This window comes from Clostridium sp. NSJ-145 (assembly GCF_021044725.1).
GTDB lineage: Bacteria > Bacillota > Clostridia > Clostridiales > Clostridiaceae > Clostridium > Clostridium disporicum_B.
The window spans coordinates 1-18,634 of the sequence record NZ_JAJNOS010000019.1 but is presented as its reverse complement, the minus strand read 5'-3'; the positions used below and the strand labels follow the sequence as shown (position 1 = coordinate 18,634).

General features: G+C 28.0%; 11 protein-coding genes and 3 tRNA genes. 4 read left to right on the top strand and 10 right to left on the bottom strand.

The features are described 5' to 3' along the window. Positions 1-25: 25 nt before the first annotated feature. Complete coding sequence (locus tag LQE93_RS14705) at positions 26-832, top strand: MurR/RpiR family transcriptional regulator (protein WP_186837715.1); 807 nt, start codon at positions 26-28, stop codon at positions 830-832. A 112-nt stretch (positions 833-944) separates the two neighbouring features. Here LQE93_RS14705 and LQE93_RS14700 read toward each other — a convergent pair whose 3' ends face one another. The 5 genes from LQE93_RS14700 to LQE93_RS14680 all read right to left on the bottom strand — a co-directional run bounded on the left by LQE93_RS14700 (position 945) and on the right by LQE93_RS14680 (position 5,573). Beyond that, complete coding sequence (locus tag LQE93_RS14700) at positions 945-2,306, bottom strand: 6-phospho-beta-glucosidase (RefSeq protein WP_055265222.1); 1,362 nt, start codon at positions 2,304-2,306, stop codon at positions 945-947. A 104-nt stretch (positions 2,307-2,410) separates the two neighbouring features. Next, positions 2,411-3,541: a Card1-like endonuclease domain-containing protein gene (locus LQE93_RS14695; protein ID WP_231074203.1), complete on the bottom strand. Its 1,131-nt coding sequence runs from the start codon at positions 3,539-3,541 to the stop codon at positions 2,411-2,413. Positions 3,542-3,628: 87 nt separating this feature from the next. Next, a tRNA-Arg gene (locus LQE93_RS14690) sits at positions 3,629-3,703 on the bottom strand. A 58-nt stretch (positions 3,704-3,761) separates the two neighbouring features. Then, entirely contained in the window at positions 3,762-4,619 is an 858-nt protein-coding gene (locus LQE93_RS14685) for a sensor histidine kinase (protein ID WP_070205669.1), read from the bottom strand. 171 nt (positions 4,620-4,790) lie between these two features. After that, positions 4,791-5,573: a DUF1189 family protein gene (locus LQE93_RS14680; RefSeq protein ID WP_055265226.1), complete on the bottom strand. Its 783-nt coding sequence runs from the start codon at positions 5,571-5,573 to the stop codon at positions 4,791-4,793. A 154-nt stretch (positions 5,574-5,727) separates the two neighbouring features. Between LQE93_RS14680 and LQE93_RS14675 the strand changes: the two genes are divergently transcribed. Together LQE93_RS14675 and LQE93_RS14670 are read left to right on the top strand one after the other, a co-directional pair. Beyond that, a complete protein-coding gene (locus LQE93_RS14675) occupies positions 5,728-6,921 on the top strand; it encodes a L,D-transpeptidase (protein ID WP_231074201.1) in 1,194 nt (397 codons plus the stop codon). 149 nt (positions 6,922-7,070) lie between these two features. Continuing rightward, entirely contained in the window at positions 7,071-8,429 is a 1,359-nt protein-coding gene (locus LQE93_RS14670) for a CCA tRNA nucleotidyltransferase (RefSeq protein ID WP_231074200.1), read from the top strand. A gap of 300 nt (positions 8,430-8,729) precedes the next feature. Here LQE93_RS14670 and addA read toward each other — a convergent pair whose 3' ends face one another. From addA to LQE93_RS14645, 5 genes are all read right to left on the bottom strand, one after another. Next, the gene (gene addA, locus LQE93_RS14665; RefSeq protein WP_231074199.1) at positions 8,730-12,482 is read right to left on the bottom strand and encodes a helicase-exonuclease AddAB subunit AddA; all 3,753 of its coding nucleotides are present in this window, start codon (positions 12,480-12,482) and stop codon (positions 8,730-8,732) included. A 7-nt stretch (positions 12,483-12,489) separates the two neighbouring features. Then, positions 12,490-15,915 carry a helicase-exonuclease AddAB subunit AddB gene (addB, locus tag LQE93_RS14660; RefSeq protein ID WP_231074198.1) on the bottom strand — a complete coding sequence of 1,142 codons (3,426 nt, stop codon included), beginning with the start codon at positions 15,913-15,915 and terminating at the stop codon, positions 12,490-12,492. 124 nt (positions 15,916-16,039) lie between these two features. After that, complete coding sequence (locus LQE93_RS14655) at positions 16,040-16,981, bottom strand: ROK family protein (protein ID WP_055268517.1); 942 nt, start codon at positions 16,979-16,981, stop codon at positions 16,040-16,042. 147 nt (positions 16,982-17,128) lie between these two features. Further along, a tRNA-Ser gene (locus tag LQE93_RS14650) sits at positions 17,129-17,221 on the bottom strand. A gap of 5 nt (positions 17,222-17,226) precedes the next feature. Beyond that, positions 17,227-17,317: transfer RNA gene (locus LQE93_RS14645), tRNA-Ser, on the bottom strand. A 265-nt stretch (positions 17,318-17,582) separates the two neighbouring features. Here LQE93_RS14645 and LQE93_RS14640 point away from each other — a divergent pair. Then, the gene (locus LQE93_RS14640) at positions 17,583-18,479 is read left to right on the top strand and encodes a cation diffusion facilitator family transporter (protein ID WP_055268516.1); all 897 of its coding nucleotides are present in this window, start codon (positions 17,583-17,585) and stop codon (positions 18,477-18,479) included. The last annotated feature ends 155 nt before the right edge of the window (positions 18,480-18,634 follow it).

The window sequence follows — 18,634 nt, the reverse complement described above, 5'->3', positions numbered from 1 at the left end:
TGGTATTTAGAATGGAGGCTTATATATGGGGGATTTAATTTATAGATTACTTTTATTTTTAAATGATAGTCGTGAAGAAACATTAAACTATACCATAGCATTAACTATGATTCGCAATATTAGGGATATACCTAATATGACTATAAATAAACTAGCTGATATGTGTTATACATCACCAGCTGCTATCAGTCGTTTTTGTCGCAAACTAGGTTATTCTAGTCTGTCAGAATTTAAAAAAGCTTTATCTATTTCAATTAATACTAATTTTGATAATAGTTTTTCTAAGCCAAGAGGATTTAAAACTAAGAGAAATAGAGAAGAAATTCTTGAATTAATGCATGATGAAATTTGTAATGAACTTACACTTACTAAAAACTCCTTAGATTTAAAACTTATAGACAGAGTTATTGATTTGATTTATAGAAGTGACCATATTTGTATATTTGGTACTTTATTTTCTCAATTAATGTGTCAACAATTACAAACTAATTTCGCAAGAGTAGGAAAACTAATAAATATAGCTACTGATATCCAAGCTCAAGAAAAGCTTGCAAGCTCATTAACTCCTAATTCTTTAGCTATACTTATTTCTCCAACTGGTAGATTCATAGCTTACCATGAACGTGTATGGAACAACCTTTTGGCTACTGATTGCAAAATTGTTACTATAACAGAAAATAGAGAAAATAAATATAAAGAAGGTTCTGATTACATAATTTATCTAGCCCAATCAGAGTACAATAATCAATACTCGCCAGAAAACCAACATGCTCTTATGATGCTAGTTGAATATCTATTTATAAGATACGCAGATTTATATAGCCACTACTAATGGCATTTAAAAGTTATACTATTAATTATAAATAATTGATAACTTTAATTTCATAAAAAATAAAGCCAGCATATGCTGGCTTTATTCATTAACTTTCACTTTTAATTTTTAACTAAAATTCAGCTCTTTCTACTTTTTCAATTTGCTCTATAACATTCTTGAATTGTGGTAAGTATTTTTTGTGAGCTAATAACATTTCGTTTAATAATTTTCTTCCTTCAGTATCATCAGATACTAATGGGTTAGTTGTCATTGCTAGTAATGCAGTATTGTAATCTCCAGTATATGCAGCTTCTGCAGCTAATCTTTCAAATGCTTTGATTTGAGAAACTAAACCTTGAGCAAAGATTGGAAGATCAGTAACTGTATCAACTGGTACTGGCCCGTCTTTAGTTATCTTACAGCTAATTTCTATAGCTGACTCATCTTCAAACATCTTTAATCTTCCGTTGTTCTTAGTGTTTACAGCTAAAACTGTTCCCTTATCATTATAGATACTTGAAATAACTTCACAAGCAACATCTGAGTAGTGAGCTCCACCTCTCTTAGATAACTCTTCTGGTTTTTCTTGTAACTCAACATTTTTATATAATTCAAATAAGCTCTTTTCAACAGCCATAACAACTTCAGCTCTTGTTTGACCTTTTTTGTATTCTTCTAATTCATGCTCAAGCATATCTCTCTTCTTATAGTAATATCTATGGTATGGACATGGCATTAATCCTGTTGCTTTTATGAAAGCTGGATCCCATCCCATTGCAGCAATATTAGCCATTGATTGAGAGTTATCGCTGTTTAACATTTTTTCCATTACTTCTGCAGTAACATCATTTCCATCAAGGTATACTCTTTGACCATATACCATATGGTTTAATCCAACTTGGTCCATAGTTATTCTTGACTTATCTACTCCTAGTAAATCAGCAGCTCCAAATTCCATTCCTATTGGAACATTACATACCCCTATAACTTTCTTGTGATCACTATATCTTAATAACGCTTCTGTAACTACTCCAGCTGGGTTTGTAAAGTTAATTAACCAAGCATTTGGACATAAGTCTTGCATTTCTTTAGCTATATCTAAAATAACTGGAACTGTTCTTAAAGCTTTGAAAAGCCCACCTGCTCCATTTGTTTCTTGACCTAAAAATCCGTGACTTAGAGGAATTCTTTCGTCCTTAGCTCTAGCTTTTAATAATCCTACTCTTAATTGAGTTGTAACGAAATCAGCATCTTTTAAAGCTTCTTTTCTGTCTAGAGTTAAATGTATTTCCATTGGCACTCCAGCTTTTTCTACCATTCTCTTAGCTAAGGCTCCAACTATTTCTAATTTTTCTTTTCCTTCTTCTATATCTACAAGCCAGTATTCTGCTACTGGTAATTCACTATATCTCTTAATTAATCCTTCTACTAATTCTGGTGTATAGCTTGACCCTCCACCAATTGTAACTATTTTTAAACCTTTTTTACTCATGGTACTTCATCTCCCCTTCACATCTTATGTCTCTATTATAAAGTAATATTTGTATTATTATTTTCATTTTTTGAAAACGAAACCATGGATGTGATAAAAAGCTTTTATTTGTCTATAATTGCTTTTATGTTCTTAATAAATTTATTTTCATCTCCATCAAATATTACTATATGTATTCCCATCTCTTTTGCTCTTATTGAAACTGGTCCTTTACATGGTTCTCTTGTAGCTACAAGAATCTTATATGCATTCTTACCTCCTATTTTATTTGCATATACATTTAACTCATTTAGAGCCATTTCATTATATTTTTCACTATCTTTACAAGATATTACTATAGGCACAGAATCTTTAACAGCTACAACATCAACTTCATTTCTTACAGTTCTATTTTCATTGCTCCAAAGAAATACAACACCATTTCTTGCCTCATCTATTTCTTTTATTTTTTTTATTAAATTATTAGTTGCAATCTCTAACCAAGTTCCACTTTTAAATATAAATCCTTTTATATACTTATTCAAAAATGTTACTTCAATATTTTCATTTTTCTCAGTATATTGTAGTTCATTCATATCTTCTAACTTTTTAAGTATATTATTTAATAATATTTTTTCCTCTTGAGTTAGCAACTTTATATTAATCTCTATTTTGTTTGGAGCTTCTTCAATATGCTTAAATATATTTGTATCATATAATTTTTGTTTATGCTTATTCCAAATATCTAAATGTTTATATATCTGCTCTGATAAATATATTAAATCTTTTTTATTACATAGCTCTGAAGAATCTTCTACTAATTCTCCTCCTGCTGCATTAATAATATCTTTTATATCTAAATCATCAAATTCTTCATATGTTAAATCTATTCCATTATTAAATGTATATATTTTTTTATTTTTGATATCCGTATATATAGCTTTTATATTATTTTTTATACTAAGTTCTAATAAAGCTAATGAATTTATTCTCTTTCCACCTGTAACATTAATTATTAAATCATCACTTCTATTTCTTTTAACTAAATCTGTTAGCTTATCAATTTCTCCTTCTTCAATAATTACATCATTCATTTTTACAGTAGGAAAATTTTTATTATAATAATTTTTTATATTATCAATTAAATCCACCTGATTATTTTGTCTAATAAATATAACTTCATTAACTTTATATCTAGTTGTAGCTAATATATTTCCTTCATTGTGTTCATCTAATTGGTTAATTAATAATCCCACTTGTTTTTACCTACTCTTTCTATATAAATTAGTATTATTAATTTGCCCAAAATAAAAAGCACTTATTTATAAAAATAAATAAGTGCTTGGCAGAGCGTAAAGGAATCGAACCCTTAATGCGCCGTCCGTAGCGGCGTGTTATATCCGTTTAACTAACGCTCCACATTAACAATTCCTATGATATCACAAAGATTAACATTTTTCAAGAATAAATCATTAATTATTCGCTTAGATAAATATCTGAGAATTCTATTTCTAACATTTGTATTTTACTAGATATACTATTATCAATTCCTTCTATATGTTCTTCTAAAATTCTAGGAATAGTAACTATAAACTCTGCACCTTCATTTTCTCTACTATTTATGCTTATATTTCCACCATGAGCCTTTACTAAGTAATTTGTTAAATCTAAGCCTATTCCACTTCCTATATACTCTTTAGCTGATCTATTAGAACATTGATAGAATCTATTAAATATTTTATCCTGTTCTTCCTTGGATATTCCTTTTCCTTTATCTTTTACAGATATATTAATATTTTCACTATCTATATTTAAATATACAAATATTTCAGAATCCATTGGTGAAAATTTTATTGCATTAGATAACAAATTCATAACTATTCTATCTATAGCTTCTGGGTCTGCAGAAACTATACATTCTTCTTTATTAGTATCAAATATTAATTGAATATTTTTCTCTAAAGAATACCTCTCTATGCATTCAACAGTGCCTTCAATCATTGATACAATATCCATATTTCTTTTTTCTAGTTTATAATAATTATTTTCTAACCTACTAGTATCAATTAAATTATTAATCAACTTTAATATTTTATAACTATTTCTTTTTATTATATTCATGTATCTCTTTTCATCTCTAATGTTCCAATCATTGTGCTCAATAAACTGTAAAGCAGAAATAATAACATTTAGATGACTACGCATATCATGAGTTATATTTAAAGTGAAATTTTCTTTTTTTTCATTTTCTTGTTTTAAATAATTAACCTCTTCTTCAAAATCATTTATAATCATTTGTAAATTTTCATCTAAATTATTACCTCTTATTCCCATATTTCCTCCTATATTCCCCAAGTAAACCTTTATTCAAAATTTTACCATATTTCTATTTATAAAACAAGTTTAAATAAAATTTTACTAAAAAACTAATTATTAACTGTAATTTAATGTATAAAGTTAAATTACTTTGTTAATAAAAAAATCCAGCATAACTGGATTTTTTTATTACATATCATTTTTATTTATCTTTATAATATCATCATACACAACAAAATTTATTCCAAATATTAATATTAAACCTCCAATAAACATTGTATATTTACCTATAGGCAATATTAATCCTAATATAGTTGGTAAAGTTATTGAATACATTGCAAGCTTAAATATATTTCCATAAGATAATCTTTGTTTATTTAGTAGCATACTTAATAATCCGGCTAATGACATCATGAATGAGTAGAAAAGCATATCTATAAATTTAATTATAATTATTATTGGTATCATAAAATATTTTAGTACGCTTAACTCTTTTATAAATAAATCTATTACTTGGTTATTAAAATCTATTTTATCTAACCCAAAATCAGCATATTTATAAACAATCTCTTCACTACCATTTTTAATTACAATTCCATCCTTTAAAATTACTGTAGATAAATCCTTATGAACAGTAATATTTCTTAAGCTATCTACTTCATCTACAGTTTTATCCGTATCAACTAATAACACTGTACTTCCCTGCTCTTCTTTATATGGTGATGTTTCAAAATTTAACAATCCATTCTTCATTTCAAAATTTAATTTTCCATCTTGGTATGCTTTATAAATAACCTCTTCTACTACCCCTATTGTACTAACAACTGTTATACCTTGAAATAATCCAAAAATTGTAGCCAGAATAAAAACATATAAGAAAGCTTTTCCTAATGTATCTTTTGCTAAATATATATATCTTTTAGGATTTAAACTCCACTTAAATCTATTTATCATATTTATTTTTTCTTTCATGATTCCTCCACATATGTAAGAATTTATTCTATCTTTAGTATATCATAATTCTCCATGACCTATATGTATAATTTCTGTAAATTTAAAAGTAATTGTTTATTTTTCTCAATATTGGTCAAAAATTACTATATAGCGAATTTAGGAGGGATTTTTATTGGATTTTAAAAAATCTAGAATTACTATATTAAAAATATTAATATCTACTGTATTACTATTTTTATTAACTTTATCGGTGAATTATTATATTAATTATAATTATTCAAAAACTTTAAATACTTTCTATTCAGAATTTAATCAATGTGATTTTAATGATGCAAAAGAAACTTTATCTGATAATAGTTTTGTTTTAAAACTAAAGAAAAAAGCTATGACATCAGAAGTATCTAAATACTTTACTTCTATTATAACTACATTGTGTAATGAATTAAAAAATAATAATATTACTTCTGATCAGGCTGTTACTGTATTTAAAGAAATAAAAAGCTATGATATTCTCGATGAATCTTTAGATAAATTAATCTTAACTTTAGATCAAGACTATGTATTAGAAGATTCTTCACTTTATAAACATTATTTAGATTTAGCATTAGAAAAATATAATGTAGGTCAGTATTCAGAAGCTATAGAAATGTTTTCTAAAATACCTTACTCTCAGCTTGAATATTATAATACAGCACAAGACTATATAGAAAAATGTAAGGACTCTTATAAACAGTCTCTATTTAATGAAGCTGATAAATTATCTGAAGAAGATTATTATACAAAAGCTATAGATTTATTATCAAATGCAGACGAATCAATTGTATCTTCTACTGATAAAGATATACAAAACAAAATATCTTCTATAGAAATAGCTAGAGAGGAATATTTATCTTCACAATATTATATAGATAATGCTCAACCTACTTCTACATCATTATTACAAAATCTAAATTCTGAAACAATAAATACATTAAATATAGAAAGTAATACACCGTATCTTATATATGTAAATTTAAATGATCAAAAAACTTATGTTTATGAAGGTTCTAGTAATAATTGGACCTTAGAAAAAGATTTTCCTTGTTCTAGCGGAATAGAAAGTGAGGCTACACCTAAGGGTGTATATACTATAACAGGACGTGGTGATTGGTTCTACTCTGATGAATATGAACAAGGTGGCAAGTATTGGGTTCAATTCTGGGGTGATTATTTATTTCATTCACTACCTTATGACGAAACTCAAAATACAATAGTTGATTATACTTTAGGAGTTCCTGCATCTCATGGCTGTATCAGATTGGCTGTTGAAGATTCAAAATGGCTATTTGAAAACATGCCTGATGATACAAAAGTAATAATAAACTAATAATTAAGAAAAAATAATTAATGATTAATATAGGAATTATTTAAAACATTTCTATATTAATCATTTTTTTAATTCACTAATATTAGGTAGTTTTATTTTTATTATGCTAAAATAAAATTATATTTTATTTTATAGTAAGGATGAATTTGATGAATATTAATATTCCTAAAAATGTTAAATATATTATAGATACATTTTATCAAAATAATTATGAAGCTTATATGGTTGGTGGCTGCGTTAGAGATAGCCTTTTAGGTCTTTCTCCTAAAGACTATGATATTACAACTTCAGCTGCACCTAATATCACAGAAAATCTATTTTTAAAAACAATTCCTACTGGTATAGAACACGGTACTATTACTGTAGTTATAGAAAAGGAAAACTTCGAAGTAACCACCTATAGAACTGAAGGAAAGTATGTTGATAATAGACGCCCAGAATCTGTTCATTTCGTTTCAAATTTAAAAGAAGATTTGTCTAGAAGAGATTTTACCATAAATGCCTTTGCTTATAATGATAAAGCTGGCTTAGTAGATTATTTTGGTGGTTTAAATGATCTTAATAATAAGATTATTAAAGCTGTTGGTGACCCTAATATAAGATTTCAAGAAGATGCTCTTAGAATGCTTAGAGCTATCAGATTCAGTGCTCAATTAAATTTCACTATAGAGACTAATACGCTAAATGCAATTAAAGGTAATTGTAACTTAATTAAAAATATAAGTATTGAAAGAATTAGAGATGAGCTATGTAAATTACTTATAAGTGATAATCCATCAAAAGGTCTTATTCTTTTAAGAGATACAGGAATTTTAGAATTAGTTTTACCTGAGATAAATTCTTTAGTTCAATATACTCCATTGTGTAATAACCATAATAGAGATGTTTTTGAACATACTTTGAAAGTAATAAATAATACTGAATCTGACCTTCTTCTTAGACTATCAGCTTTATTTCATGATGTTGGTAAGCTTAATACCTTAGTAGCCTTACCAAATGGTCATCACTACTTTCCTGAGCACAACATAGAAAGCGCTAATATGACTAAAGACATATTAAAAAGGTTGAAGTTTGATAATGAAACTATTGATAGAGTATGTGCTATAATTTATGACCATTTAGTTCTAATGCCTAGCTATATGCCTACTGATGGTGAAATTAAAAGATTATTAAATCGAGTTGGTCCAAAAAATATATTTATTTTATTTGAATTACAGAGAGCAGATATAAATTCATTATGGGATCCTGTTCCGTTTTTAACCAAAGTAGATTATATATCAAACAAAACTAAAGAAATACTTGAAAATAAGGAACCTTTAACTATTAAAGATTTAGATATAGATGGTTCAATTTTAATAAAAGAGTTAGATTTAAAACCCGGAAAAGTTTTAGGTGATATTCTTAATTACTTATTAGAAAAAGTACTTGATGATAAAAACTTAAACTCTAAAGATAAACTTATAAACTTATCAAAAAGTTATTTAAATAACTTAAATGACTCACATTAACTTATTTAACCTATTTGTTATGTGAGTCATCTCTACCAACTGATATTGCTGAGTTTATATAATATTTTTAATACTGACATACATGACTTACCTATTTTTTATATAATATATATCTAAATGAGTTTTTCTTTTTTAATTTTTTTATTTTGCATATTATACTCATTAAATTTACGTAAGTCATGTATATCATGTTATAAAGTTAGTAATTTCAATGCTTTTCTTGACTTTCACAAAATAATTAATATAAGTTATGTAAGTCACAGTATTATATATCTATCATCTCTATGAAATGAACCCTCACTATAACCTAACAACTTTATCAATATAAAATAAATAAAGGTAACTTTCCTTTACCTGCTTTCCTGTTACTTTTTCTAAAGCTTCTTTATAATAAGCAAGTTGAGTTCTATATCTATCTATAATATCTTCTTCTTTTCCTTCTTCTACATAATCAGTTTTATAATCTACAAGAACTATTTCATTCTCTTCTTGGAAGAAAAGATCTATAATACCTTGAAGTCTTACCTTTTCATCTTCGTAAATTTTTTTTTCTAAATTTTCTCCTAACTGTAAACTACTTACCTCTGTAAAGAAAGGAAACTCCCTACGAACTAAATTATTATTATTGAAAGCTTTTAATACTCTTTTTCCCAAATCGCTAGTATAGAAGTTATATATCTTTTTAAACCAAATCGTTGATGCCTCTTGTTCTGTAAGAGATTTATCTAATACCATTTCTTCAATTTGTGCTTTTATCTCACTTATAGAGTTAACTCTACTTAAATTCAGTTTTTGCATAACATAATGCATTATAGTTCCTCTTTCAGCTGCACTTAATCCTTTTTCTTCTTGTAAGAATTTTGGCTTAATTAGAGGCTTTTCTTTGAATATTTCTAAAGTTGCTATTCCATCATATTCATAATCACTCATCTTTAAATCTGATACAGATACATTACTTGGAAGCATTGCTCCTTCTTTATACTTATATTTATATCCAAGTCTTCTTTCTATTTCTTTATCTATAGATTTAATATTTTCAGCCTCTTCAATTAAATTTATTTCATTTTGTTCATCTACTACTTCAATTTCCTTGTTAGTAATTAATAAATCTTTATTCCAGAACTTAATCTTCCATTTAGAATAATCAACTCTAACAAGATCCCTTGTTACTCCTGCTACTTCTCTTAATATTTCTCCATCAGCATGCTTACACATAGCTAAGGCAATCCAATCTAAGTATGACTTTCCTTTCAATACTTCTGAAGGTAATATTATTTTTTCATCTAATGATGCTGAAGAAACCCAATTATTAATAGCTTTTTCTAAATCTCTTGTAGCTCCTGTTATTATTAACTTCTCTTTTGCTCTTGTAAATGCTACATAAAGAATTCTCATTTCTTCGGATAATGTTTCAAGTCTAATTCTTTTCTTTATAGCTTCCTTTGCTAATGTAGTATAAGCATTTCTTTTTTCTAAATTTACATAATCAGGTCCAAAGCCTAGCTCTTCATGATAAAGAATAGATGAATTTAAATCCATTAAGTTAAATTGCTTTCCTGTACCTGCACAGAATACTACTGGGAACTCAAGACCTTTACTTTTATGAATACTCATAATTCTAACTACATCTTCATTTTCTCCAAGTACCTTTGCACTTCCCATATCTCCTGAGGATTTTCTTAACTTATTTATAAAGTTTATAAAGTTAAATAATCCTTTAAAGCTTGTGCTTTCAAACTGTTTAGCTCTTTGGAATAAAACCTTTAAGTTTGCCTGTCTTAACTTACCATTAGGCATTGCTCCAACATATCCGTAATAAGCTGTATCCATATATAGATACCATATAAATTCATCTATTGGAGTGTATACTGATTTTTCTCTCCATACATTTAAGTTATCTATAATAGATATACACTTTTCTTTTAACTCTTTATTAGCTTCTATATTTCCTTCTGAAACTTCTTTTATAATTTCATAAAAATATAAATCTTTATTTAATAATCTTAAATCACTTAACTCTTCAGCTGAAAACCCTACTATTGGCGATCTTAATACTGCTATCATAGGGACATCTTGAAGTGGATTATCTATTATCTTTAATAAAGACATTATTGTTCTTATTTCTATAGACTCAAAATAACCACTACCTGTATCTGCATACACTGGTATTCCTTCATTCCCTAGCTCTTCTAAAAATATTTCTGACCAATTTTTCGTAGCTCTAAGTAAGATAACAATATCTTTATACTTTATATTTCTATATTCATTAGTATCTTTATCAAATACTTTAAAAGTTTTTCCATCTTTTTCAGTAAACAACTCTTTTATTCTTTTACTTATAATCTTAGCTTCTAGGGCTATAGAATCAACATCTTCTTCCTCTTCAACCTTTTCCCCATCTTCTCTTTCTTCTATTACCTCAACTTCTTCAACCTTAGCAATTCCTGACTTATCTAATATATGTAGTTCGATTTCTCCACCTACAACAGTATCTAAATCAGTATTTTCCTTATAGCTAGCACCTAAATTTAATGCTTCTTCATCTGTATATTCAAGCTCACCAACTATAGTAGACATAACCATCTTAAATATATAATTTGAGCCGCTAATTACTTCCTCTCTACTACGGAAATTTTTATATAATTGAATCTTTCTATCTCTACCGCCTTCTTCAAGAGGATACCTATTATATTTATCTAAGAATAGTTCTGGTTTAGCTTGCCTAAATCTATATATACTTTGTTTTACATCTCCAACCATAAATACATTAGGTTCATCTAAATTTTTTCTAGAAACTAAATCTATTATGGTCTCTTGAACATTATTAGAATCTTGATATTCATCTACTAAAACCTCATCAAAATACTCTCTAAAATGTTCTGCAACTTGTGAAGGAATTACATTGCCATCTTCATCTTTATCTATTAATATTTTTAAGCATAGGTGCTCTAAATCGTTAAAGTCTAAAAGATTCTTATCTCTCTTCCTTTGAGTAAATCTCTCGCCAAACTCTAATGTTATATTAGCTAAAGTTTTCATACATGGATAAACTCTCTTTATACCTTCTAATGCTTCTTCAGGCGTAAAAGTAAAACTATCCTCTATAAGCTTTGCAAGCTTCTTCTTTATCGAATCTCTTATGCCTTTAACTGTGGCTTGAGCATTTTCATCTGATACTTTATTTTTTCTTACTACTGGAATTCTACCAAAGCTTATTAGTTTAAAAGCTTTATACATTTCTTCTAATCCACCATTTAGAGAAGCATACGCATTATCTAAATAAGATAGCTCTGTAGTAAATGTCTCTATATACGGTTCTAAGCCATCTGTTTCTTTTATTATTTCGATAGCTTTATTCATCATATTTATAAAGCCATTTAACTCTACACCTAAATTACTTCTTAATACATTAATCCACTCGGTTTTATCTAAATCAGCAACTGTCTCTATATTAAATTCTTCTGCCTTTTCACTAAGCCATTTTTCTGGCCAAGGCCCACTCATTGAAAAGCTATATAATCTTAAAATCATATCTTTTAATTTTTCATCATCTCTTGAACCACTATAAGATTCAACTAAAGTTTTAAAATTATCGTCATCATTTTCATATAATTCTTCAAAAAGCTCTTCAATTATTTCATTTTTCATAAGAGTACATTCTGTATCATCTGCAATTCTAAAGCTTGGGTCTAAATCTATAGTATAGAAATAGTTTTTAATTACATCTAAACAAAAGGAATGCATAGTAGTAATATTTGCTCTACTTAAAAGAGTTAATTGTTTTTGAAGACTTTTAGAGTCCGGTCTATCTTCTAATTTTTTAGATATAGCATTTGCTATTCTCTCTCTCATCTCTGCAGCTGCTGCACTTGTAAATGTAACCACTAATAACTTATCTATATCTACTGGATTTTCTTCATTTGTGATTATTTGAATTATTCTTTCTACTAATACAGCTGTTTTTCCTGAACCAGCCGCCGCTGCTACTAACAAGTTACATCTTCTTGTATATATTGCTTCCGACTGTTCTTTAGTCCATTTAGTCTCTCCCATAACTCTACTATTCCTCCTTCTGAACCTTTTCTTCTATTGCTTCCCATACTTCTTCTTTATTCTTCTTAACTATTATTCTATACTTATTATCCTTTATTGAAGTATCAAACTGACATATAGATGAGTAATCACAATAGTCACAATATGTAACCTTTGATGATTTACAAGGTTCTATCTTAACATCTCCACTTAGCATATCTTCACATAGTTCTACCATCTTGTCATTGACATATTTTCTTAATATATCAAACTGCTCTTCAGATATTACAGAACTACTATTTGAAAAGCTTCCATCTTTATTAAACTTAGCAGGAATTATTAATGAATAAGTCTCCATAGTATTATCCATAGCTCTAACTAAATCAGCATCTTTTAAGATTAAGCCATTCATCTTTAGCTTTTTAAGAACTTCATCCTTTATCTCATCCTCTGATAGTGATTTTTTAGACTTTATTATAGGGTCATCTATTCTGAAATAAAGAATTGCTCCTGGCATACACTGCTTACTAAGAATCTTCTTAGAGTTTCTTAATATTGCATCTAAATAAACTAAAAGCTGTATTTGAAGTCCATAATATAATTCACTTAAATCAAAACTCTTTGAGCCAGTCTTATAATCTACTATTCTTATATATGTTTCTCCATCTAGCTCAACTTTGTCAATTCTATCTACTCTACCTTTTAAATAAACACTTTCATTAGATGGTAGCTTTAATTCTATTGGGTCTGAATCTTTAAAATCTCCAAAATCAAATTCATTTTTAAATATTTCAAATTCTCCTCTTCTCATTTGCTCTGAAATAACTGTAACGGATTTAGTTATTGTCTTTTTAAATCTTTCTGAGAAATACATGTATTTTTTATTACTATTTAAAATTGAATTAGATTCATTCTTAAGCTTCGTATCTACTAATTCATTTACTATATCTCTACATTTATCCTTAGATAGTTCAGACCATAGCATATGTTCTTTCTTTATCTTGTTTGTAAACTGATCTAAGATTTCATGCATAAATGAACCTAAGTCAGGTGCTGAAAACTCATAAACCTTTCTATCTTTAGCCTTTAATCCATACTGAACATAATAGCTAAATGGACATTGAGCATATTTCTCTAACCTAGATACACTAAATATAAGCCTTCCGTTATCATTACTATATAATTTTTTGATTTTTTCTCTTGGAATCTTTTCAGCTAAATTTGAGTATTTTAATCCTTTAAAGATGATATCAGCTCTCTTAGCAAAATCATCATTCTTCTCAAACCACTTATATGCTTGTAGCCAATACTCTTCTATTTTTTCCTTTTCACATTCTCTTCTTAAAGCTCCAACAAGTTCATTAAATGTTGGTATTGGTGCTGTTATCTTATAATACTCATCACCATTTAAACCTTCATTATAAAGTTCACTTTCTTCTTTTAGACCTTTAAAAATCTTCTTTATTCTAGGAATAACTATAGATGGTCTTAAGGACTTTCCTTCAAAATCAGCCATAGGGTAAGTTATCATTAAATATTCTGATGCAATAGTTAATGCTGTATAAACCATAAACTGTTCTTCAAAAACTCTACTTCTTGTATCTGAAGCTAACTCTATTCCTAGTTCTCTTAACTCAATTCTATCCCTATCAGACAATATACCTTCATCTTTATTTGTAGAAGGTAATACACCATCATTTACTCCTACAATATATAAAGCCTTTACATCTCTACCTTTTATTCTTGCTATATCACCTATATTAACCTGGTCTAAGGCCATTGGAATTACACCAACTTCTTGCTCTTCAAAGCCAGTTCTAAGGATTCTTGTAAAAGTATTTATATCTAATACTTCATCCCCTAATACTTCAACAGCTTGATCTAAGATATCCATAACTATAGATGGTACTTGTTCATATTCCTTTATCTTATCTTGTAATCCAATACTATTGAAATTTTCAAGCCATTCTTCCATAGTTTCTAAAGCTTTTATATCTAATAAGAATTCATATATAGCTTCACAGTATTTTCTTACTGTAACATCATTTTTTATTTTTTTAGATAAAACCATTATTGGCTCTCTTATTTCCTCCATAATATCAGCCATTTGCTTTTCTTCATCAGACATTTCCTCTGCATTAGCTTCATACAAATCTCTAGTCCACTTAAAGCCCTTTATCCCATTCGCTAATATATAATTTTCTAGTCTATCAATAAGATATTGGTCTAATTTTATAAGGCCACTTTTAACATACTTAAATACACTTTCATAAGACCAATTTGATATTATAACTTCTAAAGCTGATATTATTAAAACAACTAAAGGATTATCTAATATCTCTCTCTTTTTATCTAAGAAAAATGGAATATCATATTCATTTAAAATAACAGTTGCTATTTTCTCATAACTATCTATATCCCTACAAACAACGGCTATGTCTCTATACCTATATCCCTTATCTCTAACAAGTTTAAGTATGTCTTGAGCTACATATTCAATTTCACTGTAATTATTATTTGCTTTATATATTCTTATATCTTTACACTTGCCTGTAAAAGTTCTAAAAGGATAAGAAAAGAAATGTCTTTCAAGATGCTTTAATTCTTCACTATCTTTAAATCTATAAGGAGATTTTTTATTTAAATTTATAGGTTCCATATACGATATATTATTTTCTTTCATACCTTTAAGAATCCTATTTTCAGTATTCTTTATAACATCAAAAATATCTGTATCATCTTCACTAGATAATTCTAAATTATCAGTACATAAAGTTATATTCACTGTTTTACACTTTTTAGCTAACAATAATATTACTTCTAATTGTTGTGGAGTAAATGTTGTAAATTCATCAACCCATATTTCAGCTCCATCATATAAACTACACTCTTTTAATTTATCAGCAAGGATTGTTAATACATCTTCTCCATCAATATATTTTCTATGTAAAGTCTCATTAAAGTTAGTATAAATATCCACTAAATCACTTATCTTCTCTTTTAAATCTTTATCTTCTATACTTTCTTGTTTTTCATGTAAAATTTCCTCGGAAATATTATACTTTTTAAATTCAGTGATTGTTTTAGATACTGTGCTTATAAATCCTTGTTGCTTACTTATTCTATTAAAGTATTTAAGGTCATCACCTTTTTCTTTTAAAAGCTTATAAATAAGCATGTTTTTACCCGAATCACTAACTATCTTATTTGTCCTTCCACCACATTCATCAAAAACTCTATTAGCCATTCTTTTAAAGCTTAAAACCTCAGCTCTAAGTAATGCTCTTTCTCCTATTTCACTTAATAACTTTTTTTCACTTTGAAATGTATACTGCTCTGGAACAAGGAGAATTAACTTATTATCATCATCATTGTCTATCTTTTTTCTTATCTGATCTAAGCAGAACTTACTTTTTCCAGTACCTGCTCTACCAAATATAAATCTAATACTCATAAATAACTCCTTTTAATCTTATATTTTAATACTTTCCTAACCTTCACTAAACTAACCAATTTATATATTTATTTTACTATAAAAAAGAGCAAGGTATAAACCTTGCTCCTTATTATATATAATATTATTTTTCTGTTATTGCTAACGCCGCAGCTCCTAGTACTCCCGCTTGTCCTCCAAGCTTAGCTTTTTCTATTGAACAGTTTTCTGCAAATACACTTAGGCATCTTTCTGCAACTACTTTCTTAACAGTTTCAAGAACTATATCTCCACCGTTAATTACTCCACCACCCATAACAACTTTTTCTGGGTCTAAGTGGCTCATTACATTTCCTACTGTAATTCCTAAGTAATATAAAGCACTGTCTAATATTCTCTTAGCTTCTGCATCTCCTTCAGCAGCCTCTATAAATACTTCCTTAGCTGTAACATTATTATATTTCTTTAAAGAAGTAACTACTTTACTAGCAACAGCTTCCTTTGCTCTCTTTCCTATTGCAGTACCTGAAGCAAAGCTTTCTGCACATCCAACATTTCCACAACCACATCTTGGACCTTCTTTGCTTACAGTCATATGACCTACTTCTAAAGCATTAGCTGTATTTCCTCTATATAATTTTCCATTGATGATTGCTCCACCACCGATTCCAGTACTTACAGTTATATAAACCATATTTTCAGTACCTTTTCCAGCACCAAACATAAACTCTGCTAATGTAGCAACATTTGCATCATTATCTAAATAAGTTGGTAAATCATATCTTTCCTTTAAAACATTAACTATTTCAAAATTTTTAAATGGTAAATTAGATGTTTCAATTATTATCCCTTTTTTAGCATCTAAAGGTCCTGGTGAGCCTATTCCGATAGCTTTTATTAAATCTTTATCTACCCCAGCTATAACAGAATCTATAGTGTTTATAATTCTTCCAGCAACTGCTTCTTCGCCTTCTTCAGCAAGAGTTTCAACTATTTTTTCGTTTATTATATTTCCTTCTAAATCTACTAGAGCTGTGTATATTTTAGTCCCACCTAAATCTACACCTACAACATATTTTTTTTCCATATAATATCCCCTCCACTTAATTTACACTTTAATAATTTTAAGTATACCATTTTAACATTACGTTTACAATTGTTAGTATAATCCTTTAGTAAAATTTATAATAACTTTTTTGGACACAAAAAAAACAGCATCTTATTAGATGCTGCTTGGCGGAGAACAAGAGATTCGAACTCTCGCACCGGTTTAACCCAGCCTACTCCCTTAGCAGGGGAGCCTCTTTAGCCACTTGAGTAATTCTCCACTTTTGGCGGAGAGAGTGGGATTCGAACCCACGGTACGCTCACACGCACGCCGGTTTTCAAGACCGGTGCCTTAAACCAACTCGACCATCTCTCCGTGTTACAAGAATTATTATATCAGCGGTATTTTATACTGTCAACATATTTTTTATATTTTTTTATATTTTTTTTCACATAATTTTTATCATATTGATAACATTAACAATTGTAATGTTAATCTTCAAGATTTTAAACAAAACTAACTTTTATATAACAAGTCTTGTTCTCAATTGATAATTATAATTGAGAATAAACTCTTGTTTTAATAAGGATTTTATATTATTATTTAAATATCAATTGAAATTAATTTATCGGAGGTTTATATGAATACTCGATTTGACGAGGCTAATAAAGTCACTATGCTCTCCATTCTATGGAATGTAATATTAACTATAATAAAAATATTTGCTGGTATTTTAGGTAGATCTAGTTCAATGATTGCTGATGCAATGCATTCAGCATCAGATATAATAAGCTCCATAGGAGTTTTGATAGGAAATAAGATATCAAAAACTCCAAATGATAAAGGTCATAATTATGGTCATGAAAAAGCCGAAACTCTAGTTTCATTTTTGCTTTCAATTTTACTAATATATGTTTCACTTAAAATAGGTTTTAATGGAGTTAAATCATTGTTTCACTTAGATCAAGTTAAAATTCCAACTATTTTACCTCTAATAGTATCAGTTATTTCTATAGCTATAAAAGAATATCAATATAGAATAACTATTAAAGTAGCTAAAAAAATTAACTCACCATCATTGAAAGCCGATGCTTGGCATCATAGATCAGATGCATTATCTTCTATTGCAGCTTTTATAGGAATTGGTGGTTCAATGTTAGGTTTTAAAGCATTAGATCCTATTGCTGCTATAGTAGTTGCACTTTTTGTTGCTAAAGTTGGTTTTGATATATTTAAAGATTCAGCTAATGAGCTTATGGATTGTTCTATAAGTGAGGAAGAAGAATCTAAAATAATTGAAATAGCTAAAGAAACTGATGGAGTTATTCACTTAGGTGAGCTTAAATCTAGAAAGCATGGAGCTATGGCATATTTAGATTTAACTATTTGCGTTGATAAAAATCTAACTGTTTTTGAAGGCCATGAAATAGCTAATAATTTAGAAAAATGTTTACTTGAAAAGATGAATTTTATAAAAGGTATAACTGTTCACGTTGAACCTTGTATAAATTGCAATGATACTATTTGCTTAAAATAATATTAAAATAATAGAAGGGGCTGTATCAAAAAAAAATTGATATTTGCCGATAAAGAAAAGGAAGTTCGAATTTGAACTTCCTTTTTTGCGCATAGTAATAATATGAAAAACTTCACAAAAAATGTGATTCCTATGCAACAAATAGGATTTGCATT